Raw genomic sequence first — 14,102 nt, 5'->3', positions numbered from 1 at the left:
TCATACTTCACTTGATTGTGTGTGATGGTCGTTCACACCGATGATTGGAGCAGGCATGGTCCGTCGTTCCGTTCGGGTTCCGGTCGCGCTCGCCGCCGGTCTCACCGTCGCCTTCGGTCCGGTGGCAGGCTTCGCGCTGGCCGACCCGGTCAGCGTCGCCGATCCGGTGACCTTCGATCGCGCGTTGAACCTGCAAGGCGTGCAGAACGGACGCGACGTGGGCGGCTACCGCACCACCGACGGGCACTGGGTGCGCACCGGGCTGGTCTACCGCACCGGCCAGCTCAACAATGCGACTCCGGCCGATCTGGCGGTGCTGACCGGCCGTCAGGTGCGCGTGGTCGACGATCTGCGCACCGTCTACGAGCGGACCATCGCGGCCGACCGCGTGCCCGCGGAGGCGGTCGCGAACTGGAACGACGTCATTGGGCAAGCCCCGCCGCAAACGCTGGTTACCACCCTCACGGGCGGCAGCGATTTGTACCGCGCATTCATCACCGCGCCCGGCGCGGACGAGGCCTTCGCCTCGGTGCTGCGCGACATCATCGACGCCGACGGCGCCGTGCTGTTTCACTGCACTGCCGGTAAGGACCGCACCGGCTGGACTTCCGCCGTCCTGCTGAGCGTCCTCGGCGTGGACCGCGACACCGTCACGCAGGATTACCTGCTGTCCAACCAGTACCGCAACGCCAGCCCGAACGACCCGCTCAACGGTGTTTCGGCCGCCTGGCTGGATGCCGCTTTCGATCAGACAGACCAGAGCTACGGCAGTTTCGACAACTACGTGCGCGAGGGATTGAAGCTGTCGGCTACCGATATCGCCGCACTGAAGGCGAAGCTGCTCGTCTAGGGGTGTTCCGCATACCACCGATCGATCAGTGCGGGTAGCTCCTTACCCATCCACACGAAGAACTCGTGCATATCCCGAACCCGTTCGGCATCGGCACCATTCGGATCGTCGAATAGTGCGAGCCCGCGCGCGGTCATATTGGTGAGGTCGGTGTACATACCGCTCTGCTGACGGGTCAGCTCCGGCAGGATTCCGGGCCGGATCGAGTAGTAGTCCTTGCGATCGCCCGGCTTGGAGATCTTGTCCACCCAGCGCATGGTGACCAGCGTCTTCAACGCCGATGAAATGGAACCCTTGGACGCCTGCAGCGCATCGGCGATCTGGCCGAAGGTCTGCTCCGGCGGATCGCTGACCAACAACCACCCCGCGGCCCGACCCGTCATCCGGACCAGGCCCATCCGCTCCAGTACGAGCGCGAAATCCTCGACGAATGCCAACTTTTCCGGGCTCGGTTCGGTTGTCTGCTCGTTGTCGGTGGTGCCCATCGGAGAAGTATCCCTTCTAGAATCCGGGTCGCGGTACACGGGGCGGACCGTGTCGGACCGCCCCGGATCGGTCGATCAGACCGCCAGATCGCGGCGATCGAAGGCACCGAGCGCCAGCACCAGGGCGATCGCGGCCACGACGACCAGCACCACCAGATGGATACCGTTCCAGCCGTGCACGAGCGGCGCGCCGCCATTGGCCCAGTAGAAGGGCGACAGCTTGCGCACGAAGTCACCGCCGAGGTTATTGGCCAAATAGCCCGCCACCGCGATCAGCGACGCCGAACCCAGTGTCACCGAACGCTTTCCAGTGGCCGCGCCGATCAGCAGCGTGATCGCGCCGACGACCAGCGCCAGCAATCCGAGGCCGGCGCTTGCGGCCACGATATTGCCGGTGGGTACGTCCAGCCCACCCTGATCGGCCCCCGCAATCACGCTCAGGGTGAGCACGGTGGTGGCGATCGCGGTCTGCGCGGACAGCGCGGCGAACCGCTGCAGCAGCAGATTCATCCGGTTGATCGGTTGTGCGAGAAGCAGATCCAGCACCCCGTTCTCCTCCTGCGTCACCGAACGGCTCGCGAATGTGACCGCGAAGATCAGCATCAGGACCAGCCCCATCAGCGAGTACACCGTCGCGTTCAAATATCCACTGGCGCTGGCGAAATCGCTGACGCCCATGGCGTCGTACATCTTGTTCTGCTCGAGATCGAGCGAGCCCTGCTCCTTCAGTGACTGATAGGACGGCAGGTACATCATCGGGATGATGGCGAAGCCGATCGACCAGCCGATCAGGCCGCGCCGCTGTTCCTTCAACGTCTGGGTGAAGATCGAGCGAGTCATGACGAATTCTCCTATGCGCTAATGATTCGGGTGATGCAGGATCAGCGGCCGTAGCGGCTGAAGAAGATCTGTTCGAGGTCCGGCTCGGTGGACAGCACACTCACCAGTTGGTATTTCGCGGCCACCTTGAACAGGCCGTCGACCTCGCCCTCGGTGGTGCAGCGCAAGGTTTTTCCGTCGACGGACAAATCGCGCACGCCGGGCAGCTTGGCGAAGTCGTCGCCGAAAATGTCTTCGCCGAAGACCAATTCGACCGAGCGCGGCGAACGCCTGCGCAGATCCTCGACATTCTCGGTGCCGAGCAGTTGACCGGCGCGCATGATGACCGCCCGATCGGCGCTCTGCTGTACCTCGCTGAGAATGTGCGAGGACATGAACACCGTCTGCCCATTGCGCTTGGCCGCGCCGACCAGATCCAGAAAGCGTTGCTGCAGTAGCGGATCCAGTCCGGAGGTGGGTTCGTCGAGGATCAGCAGATCCGGGTTGTGCATGAAGGCGGCGATAATGCCGACCTTCTGCTTATTGCCCTTGGACATCGCGCCGACCTTCTTGGACAGATCCAGATCGAGCAGATCGGCAAGGTCGGTGATCCGCCTCGGTGCGACATCGCCGCGCAGATCGCCGAGGAAGGTGAGCAGCTCACGTGCGGTATTTCGGCCCTCGATCTCGAGTTCGCCCGGCAGGTAACCGATGCGCTTGCGCAATTGCGCGCCGGCGAGGCGCGGCTCGACGCCGAGCACCTCGACCCGGCCCGCGGTCGGTCGGATCAGATCCAGCAGGATGCGGATGGTGGTGGATTTGCCCGCACCGTTGGGCCCGAGAAACCCGAACACCTCGCCCTGGTCGACCTCGAGGTTCAGTTCGGTGAGTGCGACATGCTTGCCGTAGTGCTTGGTCAGGCCCTCGGTGCGGATCGCGGCGGTGGTCATGACGCTCCTTCGAGAAGTCTTCTAGTTCCTGCAAGTTCAAAAATGACTGAGATGTTCAGTGCATACTGAACAAGCAGAACTTGTCAATTCCGCTGTCGGGCTACGATCCGGGCATGACGACGTTCAAGACCTGGGATGGACTGGAGCTCAACTACCGCGTGTGGGAGGGCGCAGGCACTCCGGTCGTTCTGCAACACGGCGTGGTTGCCGATACGAATGCCAACTGGATGGCCACCGGCGTGGTCGGCGCCCTGCGGGCCGCCGGGCGCACCGTGGTGTCATTGGATGCGCGCGGTCACGGTCGTTCCGAGAAACCCCATGATCCGTCGCGGTATTCGTGGGCGGGGATGGCACGCGATGTCAGCGCGCTCTACGACGAACTGGGCTTCGATCGTGTTGTTCAGGTGGGCTATTCGATGGGCGCGATCATCTCGCTGCTGGTGGCGGGTGCCGACGAGCGGGTGAGCAAGCTGGCTGTGGGCGGCATCGGCTCGGGTGTGCTCGATTGCGGCGGCGTCGACCGGCGCGTCATCGATATCGACGATCTGCGCGCCGCCATGCGTGGTGACGGCGCGGGCACACCACCGATCGCGATGATGTTCCGGATTCTCGCCGACGCGGTACGCGCCGATCGCGATGCCATCGAGGCGGTCGCGACCGCCCTGGATGACGAGCCGATAAAGACCCTGGCCGATATCACGGTGCCGAGCCTGGTCCTGGCCGGCGATAAGGACCCGTTCGCCGCCGAGCCCGATCGGCTCGCGGCCGCACTACCCGACGCGACGCTGCGGATCGTGCCCGGCGATCACCTGATGGCCGTGGTGGATCCGAATTTCCATGCGGCGTTGGTCGAGTTCGTGGCCTGATCCGGTCAGAAAACCCGCCGCATTACGAAATCGTGGTGCAACTGGCTGCCCACGATGAACGTCTTGGTGGCGACCCGTTCGAACCCGTGCTTGAGATAGAACCGCTGGGCGCGCTCATTCTCCTGGTTGACCCCGAGCCAGACCCCGGCGACCGCCTCCTCGCGGGCCAGTTCCAGCGACGCGTTCATCAGCGCCTTCGACACACCGGCGCCATGGTGGCCGGGCAGTACGTACATCTTGCTGATCTCGACGGCCGGCCGCAGGTCGACGGCCTTGGCGATGTCGGGATCGGCCGGGTCGCCGTAGTGCAACATCGCATAGCCGACGATATCGCCGGCCGCCACCGCCTTGAGCACGATCCGGGCGGGGTCGGTCAGATATTCGCCGAAGCGTTCACCGGAGAGCGCCTCGGCGATGTAGATCTCGATATCGTCCGCAGTTGCGTGCGGGGGACAGGCGAGCGGAAAGGTCGCGGCCGCAACGTCACTGAGGGCCTCGGCGTCCCATAATCCGGCCCGGTCGACGGTGACTGGGATGTTGCTCATGTGTCCAGTACAGCACGACCATCGCTGGAGGCCGAAAGCTCATCCGGTTCGGAACGGGAATGGAATACACGCGCGAGTCCGATAACGATTGCCATGAACAGAACGGGAATCACAAAACCGATCCGATGTCCGAACCCGGCGGCGATCGCACCGACCAGTCCGCCGCCGACGAGTGTGCCCGCGTAGTTGAACAGATTCAGGCGTGCGATGAGTGCGTCGAGCCGGCGCCCACTGGTCAGCTGGCCGGCCTCGCTGAAGCACAGCGGTGCGACGACGCCGGTACCGAAACCGCCGATCAGGAAGCCGACGATCGCGACAACCGGCCCGGACGCGACCACCGCGACGGCCAGTCCGAGCACGCCGACCGCCCCCGCGATGCGCACCACCCGGCGTCCACCGAGCCGCCGAACCCAAAGATCACCGCTGAGTCGGGCCGCCAGCGACGCGCACTGATAGACCGCCAACGCCAACGCCGCCGTGGACGAACTGGCGAGCAGATCCTCCTTCAGATACAACGCCGACCAGTTGCTGACGGCGAGATCGATGGCGAATACGAGCGATGCCGCGATCCCGAAGGCGAGGTACATGCGCAGCGGAACCATCCCGAATGCCGAGGATTCGCCGTTGGCCACCTCCGCCGGGCCGGACTCGGCCGCCGCGGCCCCGAGCAGGCGTGGGCCTATCAGCAATCCGATCGCGAGAACTATGCCCGCCGCCGTCAACAGCGATTCGCGGAGTGTGACATCCAATGCCTCGCAGGCGGATACGAACAGCGCGCCGAGTATTGATCCGGCACTCCACACCGCGTAGAACGAGGACAGGATGAATGTCCCGTACCCGTGCTGAATGAACACACCCTGCATATTCGTGCTCGCGTCGACAATGCCGACCGCGATTCCGTAGAGCCCGAGGGTGATCAGCAGCACCGGCGTATCGGGTGCCAGCGCGATGGCGCATCCGGTGACCGTGATGCCCAGCAATCCGATCCGCACCGTGACTCGACTCGACCATCGCGTGGCCACCTGCTCGGCCGCCACACTGCCGACGCCCGCGAGGATCGAAACCAGCACCACCGAACCGGCGATCAGGCCATCGGACAGGCCGAACCGATCCTTCTGCTGGGGCAGTTCGGTGAGCACCACCGCGAAGAAAAAGCCCTGCAACCCGAAGGCGAACGAATTCGCGATCCGGGCTCCGCGCAGGACAGGAGAAATCGGTCCCATCTGCGGAGAGTATCGGCCCCGTCGTGGCCGTGCCTGGTGAACCTGTCGCGGTCATCCTTTCGTCGGATGCGGTGCGCGCGAAGGTCATCCTCTGGTCAGATTCGGTGGCTACGGTCGGCGCGCGGGTGGTCGAGATCGGTGTCGCGTGCCACTATCGAAGGGGCGCAAGACAACTCGCGAACGGGAAGGGCCGTCGAATGAGAAAGCTGCCGCAGGACTTCTTTCATACACCGTATGCTTTCTATGAGGAGCTGCGCGCCGAAGGCCCCGTGCACCCGGTCGAGTTGAATAGCGGCGTCCGCGCCTGGCTGGTGGTGGATCTGGACGTCGCGCGTGAGGTGCTGCGCCATCCGGCCATTCGCAAGGACCCTCGCACCGACGCCAGCCGCAAGGCCCGCGGCCTGCCCATCGATGACACCGGCGTCGGTGCGGTGAATGCCCGGATCAGCTACCACCTGTTGAATACCGATCCGCCGGGGCACGCCCGGCTGCGCCGATTGGTCGCGCCCGCATTCGCGCCCGCCCGGATCGAGGCGCTGACCCCGCGCGTGCTTGCGATCGCCGACGAACTCCTCGACCGGATCGCCGCGGATGGCGCCGGCCGGGTGGATCTGTTGTCGGAGTACGCATTTCCGCTGCCCATCACCGTCATCTGCGAACTGCTCGGTGTGCCGGTGGCCGATCGCGCGGATTTCCGGGAGTGGTCGCGCATCATCGTCGAGCTGTCCACCGCGACGCCCGAGGAGGTCCGGCAAGCGACCGATGCCATCGCCGAATATTTCGAGCGGCTGGTCACTCGACGGCGGGCCGAGGGGCTGGGGGAGGATCTCGTCTCGGACCTGATCGTCGCCAATGCCGACGGTGACCGCCTCACCGATGACGAGCTGATCTCCATGGTGTTCCTCATCCTGGTCGCGGGTCATGAGACCACGGTCAATCTGATCGGTAATACGGTGCTCACCCTGTTGTCGGATCCGGCGCGCTACCGTGCGCTGCACGGCAATACCGAGGCCGTGCCCGCCCTGATCGAGGAGATGCTGCGTTACGACGGTCCGGTGAATGTCGCGACGTTGCGTTACACGACTGAACCGGTCACGTTGGGCGGCATCGAAATCCCCTCGGGCGAGATGGTGCTCGTCGCGCTGGGGTCGGCCAACCACGACGAACGGCACTTCGCCGACGCCGCAGAGTTCGATCCGCAGCGCTCCACTTCCGGTCATTTGGCGTTCGGGCACGGCATCCACTACTGCCTTGGTGCGGGCCTGGCTCGGCTGGAGGCGCGCATCGCGATCACACGCTTGGTCGAGCAGTACCCGGATCTGCGCTTGGCCGCCGAGGGTGGGGAATTGCGTTGGCGGGAGAGCATGCTCATTCGGGGATTGCAGGATCTTCCGGTCGAATTGGCCGAAGCGCCCGCACTGCGTTGAGTCCGGCGTGGGTTGTGCGCCCAACGGCGGACGGCCCAGCTGATCAGGCGTTGTGCCCCAGGGGCTTCCGTCATGCCGGACAACTGTGCAACAGTGCAGAGAACCGGTCGTAACGATGCGTCCGGTGGCGGATGCGGAGGGAAGATGACTGCGGCGTATCCACCCGGTCCGCCTATCCCCGCATTTCTGCAGGGCCTGCTGTACATCCGTAACCGCGCCCAAATGCTGCCACCGTTGCGGCGGCGCTACGGCGATGTGTTCTCGCTGCGTGTGCCGCCGTTCGCGCGGGACCTCGTCGTATTCACCCACCCTGAACACATCAAGGAAATCTTCGCGGGCGACCCACGCGACCTGCACGCGGGCGAAGGCAACCAGATCCTCGGCCCGGTCATGGGCGAGCATTCGGTGCTGCTGACCGATGAGGCCGAACACGCCAGGGCCCGCCGCTTGCTCATTCCCGCATTCAATGGCGCGGCCCTGCGCGGCTACCGCGATCTGGTCGCCGAGATCGCGGCCGTGGAGGTCGACCGCTGGCGGCCCGGTTCGACGGTGATCACCCTCGACCGGATGAACGCGCTCACCCTCGAGGTGATCATGCGGGTGGTCTTCGGCGTCACCGATGAGCGCACCCGGGCCTCGCTCGCACCGCGCCTCGGCCGCATCGTCGATGTCGGCCCGCTGCAGTACCTCGGCCTGATGAAACCGGCGCTGCAGAAGTTTCCGCCGTGGAAGTCCTTCCACGACAATATGGCCGCCATCGATGATCTGCTGTACGCCGAGATCGCGGATCGGCGCACCGCACCCGACCTCGCCGAACGCACCGATGTCCTGTCCCGGCTGCTGCAAGTGGGCGGGGATACCGAATCCGATCCGCCGCTCACCGACCCCGAACTGCGCGACCAACTCATCACCCTGCTGCTCGCCGGTCACGAAACCACCGCGGCGGCGCTGTCCTGGGCGCTACACGAACTGTCGGTCAACCCGCAGGTACAACGCGACGCCCATGAAGCGGTCCGCATCAATGACGACAAGGCGCTAGAGGCTGTCGTGAAGGAGGCGATGCGGCTGCGCACTGTCATACCCGGAGCGGTGCGCAAACTCACCAGGGAGATGACCATCGGCGGCTGGGAGCTGCCCGCGGGCACCGTGGTCAGCTGTTCGATCCTGCTGGCGCACCGCAGCCCGGCCAACTATCCCGACACCTGGAGCTTCCGTCCGTCGCGCTTCCTGGACGGGGAGGTCGAACCGAATACCTGGCTGCCCTTCGGCGGTGGGGTACGCCGCTGTATCGGCGCCGGATTCTCGCTGATGGAGGGCACCACGGTGCTGCGCGAGATCCTGTCCCGCTACACCCTGGCCGCGCCCGAGGGGGCAAAATCCGAGCGCGCACGGGTGCGCAATATCACCACCGTGCCGCGCGAGAAGGCCAGGATTGTAGTCACCCCACGTTCAACTTCGTGAAATCGCACCGAGGCTTTGCCGCATTCGCGTGAGCGACGTAATCTCCGTGCCATGACGAGCGGGAACCGCGTCGCAATCGTAGGTGCGGGCATTGCAGGCCTTGCCTGCGCGAAAGTGTTGCGCCAAGAGGGATTTCCGGTCGAGGTATTCGATCGGACCCCGGACGTCGGCGGCGTATGGAGTGCGACGCGCCGGTATCCCGGTCTGCGCGCACAGAACAGCAAACACACGTATCACTTCTCCGACTTCCCGATGCCCGACGACTATCCGCGCGTGCCGGATGGACAGCAGATGCAGCAGTACCTCGACGGGTACGTGCGGCACTTCGGCTTCGGCGAGAGCCTGCGTCTGGGCACCGAGGTGGTCGCGGCCGATCCGGTGGACAGTGGCTGGCTGCTGGAGATCCGCGACCATATCGGCGTTCACCGCACCTCCTGCGACCATCTGGTCATCGCGAACGGAATTTTCAATGAGCCCGCGATACCCGACTATCCGGGCGTCGAGCGGTTCCGGCAGGCGGGCGGGCAGATCGGGCACGCCTCGGAGTTCCTGGATGTGGAGTGGGCGCGCGGTAAATCGGTCGTGGTGGTCGGCTACGGCAAATCGGCCTGCGATATCGCTGAGGCGGTCAGTCATGTCGCGGCCTCGACGAATGTGGTCGCCCGGCGGCTGCTGTGGAAGATGCCGCGCAAGTTGGCGCGCGGGCTGGCGGATTACGAGCGGCTGATGCTGACCAGGCTGGGCGAGGCGCACTTCCGCTATCAGGAACTCGGGCGGATCGAGCGATTCCTGCACGGTTCTGGGCGCAGCTTCCGCGACAGCAATTTGGATGTGATCCAGGAGCTCGCCACCAAGAAGTCGCATCTGCGCGAGCTGGGTCTGGTGCCGGAGGGGCGCTTCGAGGACATCGCGGAGAGCACGGTCAGCCTGGTCACCGAGGACTTCTTCGAGCGGGTGGGAATGGGACTGATCGCGGTGCACCGCGACAGCACCATCACCGAGATGGCCGCGAACCAGGTGCGACTGTCCAACGGGACGACCCTGCAGGCCGATATCGTCATCTGCGCGACCGGATTCCACCAGCGGGTGCCGTTCCTCACCCCGTACGTACAGCGTCAGCTCACCGACGACGACGGCAATTTCCGCCTGTACCGGCAGATCCTGCCGATCGGCGTGCCCAACCTGAGCTTCGTCGGGTACAACTCCTCGGTCATCAGCACGCTCAGCGCCGAGGTCGGCGCGCATTGGACCGCGGCACTGCTGCGCGGCCGCCTCGCCCTGCCGACGCAGGAGGAGATGACCACGCACGTCGATGAGCGGCTGCGCTGGATGGCCGAACGCACGGGCGGCCATCACGCGCATGGCGGCGCCATCACCCCGTTCTCGATTCACAATATCGACGAGATGCTCGCCGACCTGAAATTCCGGCTGCCGCGCAGAACCCGTGCGGCACAATGGTTCCGGATGATCAAGCCGTCTTCGTATCGTGGGCTGGCGGAGCGGTCGAAGGGACCGGTGCGGACCCCCGCGCCGGAGACCGTCCCTGCGGTCTCCGTCGAACAGCGCACACCCTAGGTAGATTGCCCGCAATGCGCCCGGGGATGGCTGGGCGCTCCTCGACGCTGTCGCGTTATATCTCGGCTGCGGCATCGAGAGGGCATGCGTACGCCCATTTACGGGTTCGATCGGCGTCGACGATCGCAGAGGAGGGATCTCGCGGTCCTCGCCCGGCCAATCGCCCGCGTGACAGCGGTCGCCGGAAGGAAGCGGGATCGAAAGAAGGTCGGGGGGCATGTCGATTTTCGCAGTGCGACTATGGGTTTCGAGTCGAAGAAGCTCAGAGTGTGACCGACGCCGCACGGGGGGCGCGATCCTTTCGACGTGAGTCGACAATCGGGCGGGACGGTGCTGTCGAGGCCGACATGACGGATTATCGCCAATGCAATGTTGGTTATCAGTCATTCCATTCTGGATAATCCAGGAGTGGACGCCCTCGACATGAATCTGCTGGTTGCTCTGGATGCGCTGCTGGAGACCAATAGCGTCACCCGGGCCGCCGAGCGGCTGCACACCTCGGCGCCCGCGATGAGTCGAACGCTGGCAAAGTTGCGACGCGTGCTCGGCGATCCGCTGCTGGTGCGCGCGGGCCGTAACCTGGTGCCGACGCCGCGCGCACTCGAATTGCGTTATGAGGTAAGCGTTCTGGTGGAGCGTGGACGGACGCTGCTCACCCCGCGCGGCCCCCTCGACCCGACAACGTTGAAACGCGACTTCTCGGTGCGAGCGGGCGATATGGTTCTCGGCGAATTGGCGACGCCGCTGCTGGCCGCCGTCCGCGCGCAGGCGCCCGGAGTGACAATGCACCTGCTCCCGGACCGCGACGAGGGCACCGCCGCGATACGCGACGGCCGCGTCGATATCGCGGTCGGCGTCATCGAGCACACCGATCCCGAGACCACTGTGCAACGTGTACTGCGCGACCGCGTAATCGGCGTTGCCGCACCACAACATCCGCTGATCACCGACCGCGTGACCGTGGCGCGGTTCGCCGCGGCCGCCCAACTCGGCATCTCCCGCCGCGGCCGCGCCCGCGGTCCCATCGACGATCGCTTGGCGCTGCACGGCCGCACCCGTCGAGTCGTGGCCACCGTTCCCGACCTGACCAGCGCCCTGCTAGCGGTCCGCTCCGGCGATCTGGTCTGCCCTGTCCCCGCCGCTCTCACCGCGACAACTCGCACCGCACTCGGCCTGTGCGCCTTCGAAATCCCCCTACCCCTCCCCGAAATCGCCATCGCTATGGCATGGCACCCCCGTAACACCGCCGACAACGGCCACCGATGGCTGCGCGAATTGATTCGCGGCACCCTCGCCGGTCTGGACTCGTCCGGCCGGTGAGTTGCTCAGCCCTCGGTACGGATCGCGAAGTTCGGGTCCACGCCGGGTAGCTCGTTCGGTGCGGAGGTCGGTTCGGGGCGGCCGAACGGGCCGTTGGGATTGCGCTTGAGTTCGTCGAGCATGGCCTGCAACTTGTCCACGTGGGAGGAATCCTCCCCGGTGTCCGCGCGGTGCGCGCCAGGGGTCAGTGCGCCCTTGTCCTCGGCGCGGGGCGCGGTCATGCCGTTATCGGGACGGGTTGTGGGCGTTGCGGGTTCGTAGCCGTTGCGGGGCGGGGAGGTGAGCGGCTCCAGGCGGCCGTTGCTCGTGCCGATCGAGCCGTATTCGAGCCGGTCGCCGCTGGTCGCCGGCTGCGAGTTGGTGTAGGTCGGCGCGGCAGGTTCGGTGCTGGCCGGTGTGGCCGAGTCGAGCCAATCGGGGCGGGCGGTGGGTGCGGACAGCGGTTCGCTGCGGTAGGTCGGAGGGACCGCGGGCGGCACGGGCTGCGGTGTCCGCGAAGGGAGGGGCAGGGAGTCGTTGGGTGTTGCGGGGCCGAAGGGTTCGAGGTGTTCGGTGCGGGCGATCGGCGCGGTGAACTCGGTCCGTGCGGGGCGGGGCGCGATGTTCGCGGGGTCTTCGGGCGCTTCAAGTCGCTCGTTGCGTCCGGTCGGGGCGTCTTGACGTCCCGTCGTGTTCCCTAGCCGCCCGTTGGTTCCGGTGGCGGGCGTGATGCGTTCATTGCGGCCGGTCGCGGGCTCGAGGCGCTCGTTTGTTCCGGTGGTATTGGAGCGGTTGTTGCGTCCGGTCGGCGTCTCGCTGAGCACGGTCGTGATATCCGGGAGGTCGGTGCGTCCGGTCTCGGCACGCGCACTCGTGGTGTCGGCCCGTCCGTTGACGGCATCGAGACGGTCGCGACGCGATGGAATCGGTTCGCGCCGTTCCCTGGCCACGGGAGCGGGCTCCGGATGGATCCGCAGCGCGGGCTCGGCCGGTTCGTCACTCGGCTCGACGGTGACGACCTGCTCCAACCGCGACCCGATCTTGGAAACATCCTCCCCCGTACGGAAAGCCCACGCCTCCAGCTTGGCCAAGCGACCGGCGAGATTACGATCGTCGTCCACGTGCGCGGCAACCGCGTCGAGTTTATTGCTCACCTCGCGCAGGGTCGTCGCGAGACTCGACAAGAGTGCGCCGATCGATTCGCCACTCCGCTCGTCGTGGTCCATCCCATACCTTCTTCCCCGTATTGCCCGAAACTCCGCTCGTGGCCGGCCGATTCTATCTGTCGATCGGTACCGACGCCGGTTCGAGTACCGGCCGGGGCCGCGCTGTGCACTTTTCGTCCGGTTTCGTCCGCTGGTTCGGAGTATCGGTCCGTGTCCCAGGAATGGCCGCAACTATCAATCATGGGAATAACTGTGGCGATGCTCTCGCGTGTCGCAGTGAAATCGCTTGTGAGACAGCACACATCGGCTGGTCGGAGCATATTCGCGGGTTGTGGCGCACCCGAGCGCGGGGTATAGGGGGCTGGCGGGCGGGCCAAAGCTGACGCACTCTTGATCTATGGCGTAGGTCGTACCTGACCTGCGGTGGTTTTGGGCAGGGGTGAGGTTGCGTGAGAACGAAGCAGCGCGTCGAGCGGGCGTGCGGGCGTCGGGCGATGCTCGCCGAATTGGGGTTGTCGGATGGTCGCGTCGCGGATACCCGGGTGCCGGATGGTCGCGCACCCGTGCGCGCAGCGGTGGGGGCTGGGGGGTACGGCTGCACATGTCCGGAATGTGCCGCCGCGCAATGGGATATCCAGCGGCTCAAGTATTGGCTGTGCGGTCGGCTCGCGTCCTACGGCGCGGACCTGGCCGAGGTGGATCGCCGGGTGGGTGACGTCCCGGTGGACGTGCTCTGGCGCAGCGGCGAGCGGCAGTACGCCATCGAGGTCCGCACCGGGCCGCTGGACCGGGAATCGGCGCAGCACCACACGATGCGGCTGCGCACCTCCGGCTGTGACGGTGCTGTGGCTGTGCCCGCCGGGTTACTGGGTCGGGCATCTGCCCGCGCTCGGCATCGCCGATTTCGCGCCGCCCGCCTGCGATTACCGGGCCGAAGATGGCATGTTGGACGCCTCGAACAGCGCGCTCGTCGTACCGCGCCGGGAACCCTACGAACTGCGCGATTTCCTGGAGGGCTGGGTGCGGGGTGAAATCGCGTGGGGCTACCGCGATGTGATGACAGGAGGTTGGGCCACCGTGACCGACTGGGAACACCACACAAGGACGCAGGCCAGCGTCATCGCTCGGCAGCGCCAGGAGTTGGTCAACCAACGCACCACCCTGGCCGTGTCCCGAAAAACCGTGCGGGACAAGCAGAAACAGATCATGAAGCTTACCACCCGGCTGGAACGCGCCGAGGAGTCCGCGCAAGAACACGCGGACTCGCTGGCCGAGGTCAGGCGCAAGCTCGACGATCACCACCGGATCGACGCCAGCCTGCGTGGCACCATCGCGAGCATGCAGAAGGCGATCGGTCACTGGCAGCTGATCACCTACTGCGCGATGATGCTGATCGTGACATTCATCGCGGGAGCGATGTTCGTGCGCTGAGCCGG

The 14,102-nt window shown here is 65.7% G+C and carries 13 protein-coding genes; 7 read left to right on the top strand and 6 right to left on the bottom strand.

Annotation, left to right across the window (positions count from 1 at the left end; genetic code table 11):
- Nucleotides 1-55: 55 nt before the first annotated feature.
- Nucleotides 56-850, top strand: coding sequence for a tyrosine-protein phosphatase (locus ACIBJI_RS06915; protein WP_364339943.1), 795 nt, complete (start codon nucleotides 56-58; stop codon nucleotides 848-850).
- Here ACIBJI_RS06915 and ACIBJI_RS06910 read toward each other — a convergent pair.
- The 3 genes from ACIBJI_RS06910 to ACIBJI_RS06900 all read right to left on the bottom strand — a co-directional run bounded on the left by ACIBJI_RS06910 (nucleotide 847) and on the right by ACIBJI_RS06900 (nucleotide 3,104).
- On the bottom strand, nucleotides 847-1,335 hold the full coding sequence (locus ACIBJI_RS06910) for a GbsR/MarR family transcriptional regulator (protein WP_396955000.1): 489 nt from the start codon (nucleotides 1,333-1,335) through the stop codon (nucleotides 847-849). The genes ACIBJI_RS06915 and ACIBJI_RS06910 overlap by 4 nt on opposite strands.
- 75 nt (nucleotides 1,336-1,410) lie before the next feature.
- The gene (locus ACIBJI_RS06905; RefSeq protein ID WP_364339946.1) at nucleotides 1,411-2,175 is read right to left on the bottom strand and encodes an ABC transporter permease subunit; all 765 of its coding nucleotides are present in this window, start codon (nucleotides 2,173-2,175) and stop codon (nucleotides 1,411-1,413) included.
- Nucleotides 2,176-2,216: 41 nt separating this feature from the next.
- The gene (locus tag ACIBJI_RS06900) at nucleotides 2,217-3,104 is read right to left on the bottom strand and encodes an ABC transporter ATP-binding protein (RefSeq protein WP_364339948.1); all 888 of its coding nucleotides are present in this window, start codon (nucleotides 3,102-3,104) and stop codon (nucleotides 2,217-2,219) included.
- A 113-nt stretch (nucleotides 3,105-3,217) separates the two neighbouring features.
- On the opposite strand from ACIBJI_RS06900, the gene ACIBJI_RS06895 reads away from it, so the two are divergent.
- Nucleotides 3,218-3,970, top strand: coding sequence for an alpha/beta fold hydrolase (locus tag ACIBJI_RS06895; RefSeq protein WP_397083319.1), 753 nt, complete (start codon nucleotides 3,218-3,220; stop codon nucleotides 3,968-3,970).
- 5 nt (nucleotides 3,971-3,975) lie between these two features.
- Here the strand turns inward: ACIBJI_RS06895 and ACIBJI_RS06890 are convergent, their stop codons facing one another.
- A complete protein-coding gene (locus tag ACIBJI_RS06890; protein WP_397083316.1) occupies nucleotides 3,976-4,515 on the bottom strand; it encodes a GNAT family N-acetyltransferase in 540 nt (179 codons plus the stop codon).
- The gene (locus tag ACIBJI_RS06885) at nucleotides 4,512-5,738 is read right to left on the bottom strand and encodes an MFS transporter (RefSeq protein WP_364339952.1); all 1,227 of its coding nucleotides are present in this window, start codon (nucleotides 5,736-5,738) and stop codon (nucleotides 4,512-4,514) included. The genes ACIBJI_RS06890 and ACIBJI_RS06885 overlap by 4 nt, the downstream gene beginning before the upstream one ends.
- Nucleotides 5,739-5,935: 197 nt before the next feature.
- Here ACIBJI_RS06885 and ACIBJI_RS06880 point away from each other — a divergent pair, with 197 nt between their 5' ends.
- From ACIBJI_RS06880 to ACIBJI_RS06865, 4 genes are all read left to right on the top strand, one after another.
- Nucleotides 5,936-7,165 (top strand): cytochrome P450, encoded by a 1,230-nt coding sequence (locus ACIBJI_RS06880; protein WP_364339954.1) that lies wholly within the window; start codon nucleotides 5,936-5,938, stop codon nucleotides 7,163-7,165.
- 144 nt (nucleotides 7,166-7,309) lie between these two features.
- Nucleotides 7,310-8,626 carry a cytochrome P450 gene (locus ACIBJI_RS06875; RefSeq protein WP_397083313.1) on the top strand — a complete coding sequence of 439 codons (1,317 nt, stop codon included), beginning with the start codon at nucleotides 7,310-7,312 and terminating at the stop codon, nucleotides 8,624-8,626.
- Nucleotides 8,627-8,677: 51 nt separating this feature from the next.
- On the top strand, nucleotides 8,678-10,201 hold the full coding sequence (locus ACIBJI_RS06870; protein WP_396955007.1) for a flavin-containing monooxygenase: 1,524 nt from the start codon (nucleotides 8,678-8,680) through the stop codon (nucleotides 10,199-10,201).
- A gap of 369 nt (nucleotides 10,202-10,570) precedes the next feature.
- The gene (locus ACIBJI_RS06865) at nucleotides 10,571-11,521 is read left to right on the top strand and encodes a LysR family transcriptional regulator (RefSeq protein ID WP_364339960.1); all 951 of its coding nucleotides are present in this window, start codon (nucleotides 10,571-10,573) and stop codon (nucleotides 11,519-11,521) included.
- 5 nt (nucleotides 11,522-11,526) lie between these two features.
- Here ACIBJI_RS06865 and ACIBJI_RS06860 read toward each other — a convergent pair whose 3' ends face one another.
- Nucleotides 11,527-12,726 carry a hypothetical protein gene (locus ACIBJI_RS06860; protein ID WP_364339962.1) on the bottom strand — a complete coding sequence of 400 codons (1,200 nt, stop codon included), beginning with the start codon at nucleotides 12,724-12,726 and terminating at the stop codon, nucleotides 11,527-11,529.
- Between the two features lie 774 nt (nucleotides 12,727-13,500).
- On the opposite strand from ACIBJI_RS06860, the gene ACIBJI_RS06855 reads away from it, so the two are divergent.
- Nucleotides 13,501-14,097, top strand: coding sequence for a hypothetical protein (locus tag ACIBJI_RS06855; RefSeq protein WP_397083309.1), 597 nt, complete (start codon nucleotides 13,501-13,503; stop codon nucleotides 14,095-14,097).
- Nucleotides 14,098-14,102: the final 5 nt, after the last annotated feature.

Source organism: Nocardia sp. NPDC050408 (genome assembly GCF_044458905.1).
Classification (GTDB): Bacteria; Actinomycetota; Actinomycetes; order Mycobacteriales; family Mycobacteriaceae; genus Nocardia.
Note: the sequence above shows the minus strand (reverse complement) of the source record. Positions and strands in the feature narration are given on the sequence as shown.